The 6,113-nt window shown below is 26.1% G+C and carries 6 protein-coding genes; all 6 read left to right on the top strand.

All coding sequences use genetic code 11. The features are described from left to right. Positions 1 to 675: transposase (locus ACRC03_RS11380; RefSeq protein WP_438652685.1), on the top strand; the 675-nt coding region annotated here is incomplete at its 5' end. Positions 676 to 874: 199 nt separating this feature from the next. Beyond that, on the top strand, positions 875 to 1,693 hold the full coding sequence (locus tag ACRC03_RS11375; protein WP_438652684.1) for a DUF5655 domain-containing protein: 819 nt from the start codon (positions 875 to 877) through the stop codon (positions 1,691 to 1,693). 154 nt (positions 1,694 to 1,847) lie between these two features. After that, positions 1,848 to 3,215 carry an AAA family ATPase gene (locus ACRC03_RS11370; RefSeq protein WP_438652683.1) on the top strand — a complete coding sequence of 456 codons (1,368 nt, stop codon included), beginning with the start codon at positions 1,848 to 1,850 and terminating at the stop codon, positions 3,213 to 3,215. A 15-nt stretch (positions 3,216 to 3,230) separates the two neighbouring features. Beyond that, positions 3,231 to 4,151, top strand: a complete 921-nt coding sequence (locus tag ACRC03_RS11365) for an RloB family protein (protein WP_438652682.1) — start codon at positions 3,231 to 3,233, stop codon at positions 4,149 to 4,151. Between the two features lie 345 nt (positions 4,152 to 4,496). After that, positions 4,497 to 5,528, top strand: coding sequence for a restriction endonuclease (locus ACRC03_RS11360; RefSeq protein ID WP_438652681.1), 1,032 nt, complete (start codon positions 4,497 to 4,499; stop codon positions 5,526 to 5,528). 271 nt (positions 5,529 to 5,799) lie between these two features. Beyond that, the coding region (locus ACRC03_RS11355) for an AAA family ATPase (protein ID WP_438652680.1) at positions 5,800 to 6,113 on the top strand (314 nt) is incomplete at its 3' end.

Below are 6,113 nucleotides of genomic sequence, written 5' to 3'. Positions count from 1 at the left end.
CAAGGTCAATTATATAGTATGTCAAAAAAGACTAAAGACTTTTATAATGTTGACGAATTAGAAGTGTTAGCAGATAAAGGATATTATGATAGCAATGATATAGCAAAATGTGATTCTGAAAAAATAGTTACGTATATTTATAAACCAGTATTTTCAAACAAAATAGGTGATAGTAGATATTTTTCTAATAAGTTTAAATATGATAAAGAAACAGATACATACACTTGCCCAGAAGGAAAAACTTTATTTTTAAAGACAAAGAAAGTTGATGCTAAGTCAAAAAAATATATGAATCAAGATGCATGTAATAACTGTATTAATAGAAATAAATGCACTAGTTCTAAGACCGGAAGAAGTATAACTAGAGATGAAAATAGTGATGTTATAGATAATATGGTTGATAGAATTAATAGTGATAAAACTAAATATTCACAAAGAAAGTCTATAGTAGAGCACCCTTTTGGAACACTAAAAAGAAGTATGAATTTTACGTATTTACTTCTTAGAAATTTAGAAAAAGTCAAGGGTGAAGTTAGTCTTGCCTTTTTTAGCTACAATTTAAAAAGAGTAATAAATATCTTAGGGGTTAAAGAGATAATAGCCTCTCTTTGTGCTATTTTATATAGATTGAAAATTGAGCTAGATTATATATTTTACAATTTAGCTCAAAATTAAATCTTTAAAAGTTGATTTTAGCACAATCTGCCGGGGGTGCAGAACTTGATATTTAGTGTCAAGTTCTTACTATTATTAATAATTAAAAGACTAGAATCGTAAGTATTAATAACTAATAAGTATCAGTATAGCTGATGCTTATTTTTATGATAAAATATAATTATGAAATGAACTAGGGAATAATAAGGAGTAAAAATTAATGCTATTATACCAAATAAACAACGGAAAAATGGAAGAGATAAAAGAAAAACCTTTTAAAAAAGAAATAGAGCTACATAAACTATGTGAAGATAATCTAGAAAACATATTTGGATTAAAATTTGTAAAAAGAGAATTCAACTTCAATAACTTTAGACTAGACACACTAGCCTTTGATGAAGCTAACAAATCCTTTGTAATAATAGAATACAAAAAAACATCTAACTTTAGTGTAATAGATCAAGGATATGCCTATCTATCTCTAATGCTAAATAATAAAGCAGAATTCATATTAGAATACAACGAAAGCTGCAATAACTCACTAAAAAGAGAGGATGTTGACTGGTCACAATCAAAAGTAATATTCGTATCACCTGTATTTAACAACTACCAAAAAGAATCTATTAACACAGTAGCTACAACTAGTGAGCAAATAAATACAGTAAATAAAGAAGTAGTAGTTTATACAGAAGAAGAACATTTGAACAAATCCTCAGAAGAGATTGTAGAGTTATATAATACAATTAAGGAATTTATATTAGGACTAGATGATGCTATTACTATAAAACCAAAGAAGCTAGAAATTGGATTTGCATATGAAAATAAAATTATGTTAGATATACACCTACAAAAAAGAGCATTAAAAATGTGGCTAAATACTAGCTTTGGTAGTTTAGATGATAGTAAAGGTATAGGGAGAGATGTTACTAATATAGGTCACTGGGGAAATGGTGATTATGAAATACAAATATCTAATGATGATGAACTAGAGTATATATTTAGTTTGATAAAGCAGTTATACAGATTAAAGAGTAAATAGAAAAAATAATAAAATAGTTTGTACAGGAAAATAATAGCTAAATATAGAAATAAATAAAAAAATGATTAACTTTATTATAAGTTGAGAATAGTATATAATATAAGTTAAGAGTGAAAAAATCACTTATGCAATTTAAAAATGAGGTGTATATAAAATGTTATTAAGATTTAATGTGAAAAATTTTCTTTCATTTGAGAATATAACAGAATTTTCTATGTTTCCAGGTAAAGTAAGATCAAAAGAAAATCATTTAATGAAAACTCCAAATACAAATATACTAAAATTTACTACTATATATGGAGCAAATGCTGCGGGTAAATCCAACTTAGTTAAAGCTATAGATCATTCAAGAGAGATAATACTTTTTGGATTAGATCATATATCAAGAGACTACTATAATAAAGGAAATACAAATAATAAATTTGAAAAGACAACTTTTGAATATGAAATAATGATAGGCAATAAATATTATGCATATGGATTCAATGTAATAATAAACAAAAAAGAAATAGTTGGCGAATGGTTATATGATATAACAGGTAAAGAAGAAAAAGTAATATTTGAAAGAGATATAGAAAATAAAACTTTTGACATAGGTATTAACTTTAAGGACAGCTCTAATAATATGAGATTTAACGTTTATTTTGATGACAATAGATTAAATAAAAAGACATTATTATTAAATGAGTTAAATAGAAATAAAGAACATATTTATGAAAATAATAGTGAATTTGTAATTTTTAAAAATATATTTGATTGGTTTATGAATTGTTTAGATATAAACTTTGCCTCAGCACCAATAACTAATTTTCAATATATGTTAGGTGAGGATATTGATTTTAATGAAAGTATAGTAAAAACATTGAATATGTTTGGAACAGGCATAACAAACTTTAGTCTGATTGAATCTGATTTAGAAGATATAAAAAATGATTTACCAAAAGAAATATTAGAAAATATAAAAAATGAATTGATAACAAAAAGGCATGAACATAATGCTGTTAACCTAAGGGGTATAAATCAATTCTACAATATTACTTTAGATAAGAATGAGAATTTAAAAGTTAAGACTCTATCATTCAAACATGAAAATCAAGATTGTGATTTTTATTTATCAGAAGAGTCAGATGGTACTAGAAGGCTGTTAGATTTAATAGAGATATTATTAAATTCAAAAGATAAGGTGTTTATTATTGATGAAATAGATAGAAGTTTGCATCCGAACTTAACTCATAAGTTTATAGAGTTATTCTTACAATTATCAGAGTCTAAAAATGTACAATTAATAGTTACAACGCATGAAGATAGAATATTAGACTTAGAATTGCTAAGAAGAGATGAAATCTGGTTTGCTCAAAAATCAAAAACTGGAAGTACTGAATTATATTCTTTGGAAAACTATAGTCCTAGATTTGATACAAAGATTGTAAAAGCCTACTTAGAAGGCAGATATGGTGCTATACCGTCATTTAAAAATCTAAATTTAGATGAGTTAAATAGACTTTATGCACAAAGTAACTAGTACAGGAGAAAAAATATGAGTTTAAGAATAAAGAAAATAATGGGTACTAGAAGTGATGCTAGTGTTAGAAATTTTAAGAAGAAGTATATCTTTGTATTTGAAGGTGAAAAAACCGAAAAGAAGTATTTTGAAGAGATGTCTAATAATAAGCAAGAACTTGGGATAACTGATTTAATTCATATTGAAATTCTAGAGAGAAATGATGAAAGTAAATCTAATCAACTAGATGTGGTTAAATCTTTGGATGAATATATAAATGAGATAGTTTCTATGCAACAATCTAATGAAGAGATAAAGCTAAAATTAAAAGAAATTATTTTTTCAAAATTAAACGATAAAGATATTCAAATAAAGGATAGACTTCTATTTTTAATAGAAAAGTGCTTTACGGCTGAATCAAATTGTGATGCTATAGATGATTTTATTGAGGGTGTAAATATTATTTTAATAGAAGATGCAGAGTTGGAGTATTTTATTCAAGAAATTAAATCACTTAAATCGAGTCTAGATTATGATAATGAAATAGATGAAGTATGTATAATTATAGATAGAGATAAGGGAAGCTTTAAAACGGTTCAATATGATGAGGTTATTTCAATATGTAAGGAAAATAATTATAATTTAGGAATTACTAATCCATGTTTTGAATTTTGGCTACTATTACATCTAACAGATTGTAGTGAATATGATTCAGAGGATATAAGAATAAATAGAAAAATATCTAAATCAAGAAATTCAAAACGATTTGTAGAAAAAGAATTAGCTAATATTTTAGGTGGATATAATAAAAGTAACTTAAAGTTTGAAGAATTTAAGGACAAAATAAGTATAGCAATAAAAAATGCAAAATTATATGAAGATGACCTATTAAATCTGGAAAACTCAATTGGTAGTAGAGTAGCTAATATAATAGAAAAGATGATAAATGAAAATTAAATATTATCTATAAAAAGGTATTATCTAACAACCAAGATAATGCCTTTTTCATGTATAAATATGATAGCAACTGAGCCACTACGTGCCTCAGAAGTTCGACCGGGGGTGATGAACTTGACCTAGTTTGTCAAGTTCTTGCTATGCGAGAATCTAAGTAGAATAATTTGCTTGGATTCTTTTTTATGTAAAAGTAATAGAGGAAATTTTGTAATGATGTGGAAAAATAAAATGCGATATGTTACAGCTTATGCTGATGTGGATTTTGGTATAATATGTAAACATATGTATTATAATCAAGTGTGGTACAACTAAAAATATTATAACTATAGAAAAGGGGTAATATATATGAATATATGGTTACATAGAATATCTCATTGTAGAGATATTTCATATCCACTATTAGAAAATAATTATCTATCAATAGGTTTTTCTGATTTTTGCGAAAATAAATTCTTAGAAAAAACTATCAACGGTGATTGGGCATTTTTTGAAAAACAATTTATAAATAAATGGGGAGAGGCTAAGAAAACTAGACATAATTTATGGAGATTTATTAATAGATTCCAAAAAGGTGACTGGGTATTAGTACCATCTTGGGGAATATTCTCTATATATGAATTAGAAGATAAACCTATGATAATAAATAAGAAGGTACTAACAAGTAAACTTATAGATAAAGGATTTAACATAGGTGAAGATGGCAAAATATATGAAAATAATAATGTAAGGGATATAGGATTTATATGGAAAGTCAAACCTATAGCAATAAATATACCTCGTAAATTCATATTTGATGGAGCACTTATATCTAGAATGAAAATACGTAACACTAATGCAGATATAAGTGATTTAAGTGATATAATAAAAAAAATAGAAGATGAATGGAAAAATAATGAATTAGCTACTTTTCACTCAAGAATACCAGATAGTATCCAAAGTAGTGTAGAAAAATGCATTAAAGAAAATTTGGATTCAATTAAACTTGAACAATTAGTTAAATGGTATCTAGAGAAGATAGGAGCAGATGATGTATATATACCTGCTAAAAATGAAGCTAATAAAGAAAATGGAGCAGATGCAGATGTTATAGCTACTTTTGAAGCTATAAAGGTAATAATTTATGTACAAGTTAAACATCATAGTGGTATTACCTCACAATGGGCAGTAGATCAAATTTCAGAATACAAAAATCAAAAAGAGAATATGGATGATGAATATACTTATATACCATGGGTAGTTACAACGGCAGAGAAATTTTCAGAGGAAGCAATAGAAAAAGCTAAAGAGTACCAAGTAAGATTAATTGACAAAACTGAATTTAGTAAAATGTTAATAGATACAGGATTTGCTGAAATAAATACAGCCTTTAATTTATAAAGATGAGAAAATTAAGAAAGTAAGATGTACATAAATATGTATATCTTACTTTTTTTAGTAGCAAGTCAAGTCACTGGAATGACTTGACTATGACGCCCGGAAGATTGTGCGAAAAGTCCTTAATAATAAGACTACAGGAAGACCGGCTTTTGATCCGAAGGATTTATTAAAATTATATATTTTAGAAAAATTATTTAATAACTCTGTGGGATATTGCATAGATTTAGGACTATATGGAACCTATTTCTTAGTAAAAGTGGAGAAATAGATAATGGAAAAAAGTAATAATGTAATTAACAAGGCAAATAACTATTTATGTATAACAAGACCAAGAAGGTTTGGAAAATCCTCAGTTGCTGATATGCTTGGAGCTTATTATTCTAAGGCTGTTGATTCAAAGGACATTTTTGATAGTTTGAAAATAAGTAAATCAGATAGTTATGATAAACATTTAAACAAGTATAATGTGATAAATATAAGTTTTAATACAATTCCAGATAAAAATAAAACATATGATGAATATATAGGTTTAGTACAAAATGGAATAATAGATGATATTAAAAGTATGTACCCGACTTTAGATAT

Origin of the sequence: Romboutsia sp. (genome assembly GCF_051659545.1) — a bacterium.
In the GTDB taxonomy this organism is placed as follows: Bacteria; Bacillota; Clostridia; order Peptostreptococcales; family Peptostreptococcaceae; genus JBOFOR01.
This window is presented reverse-complemented; position numbering and strand designations above follow the sequence as displayed.

Bases quoted from the DNA above. Each gene is read 5' to 3' on its own strand.
- ACRC03_RS11365 (WP_438652682.1), top strand. From the start codon at position 3,231: ATGAGTTTAAGAATAAAGAAAATAATGGGTACTAGAAGTGATGCTAGT.
- ACRC03_RS11360 (WP_438652681.1), top strand. From the start codon at position 4,497: ATGAATATATGGTTACATAGAATATCTCATTGTAGAGATATTTCATAT.
- ACRC03_RS11375 (WP_438652684.1), top strand. From the start codon at position 875: ATGCTATTATACCAAATAAACAACGGAAAAATGGAAGAGATAAAAGAA.
- ACRC03_RS11370 (WP_438652683.1), top strand. From the start codon at position 1,848: ATGTTATTAAGATTTAATGTGAAAAATTTTCTTTCATTTGAGAATATA.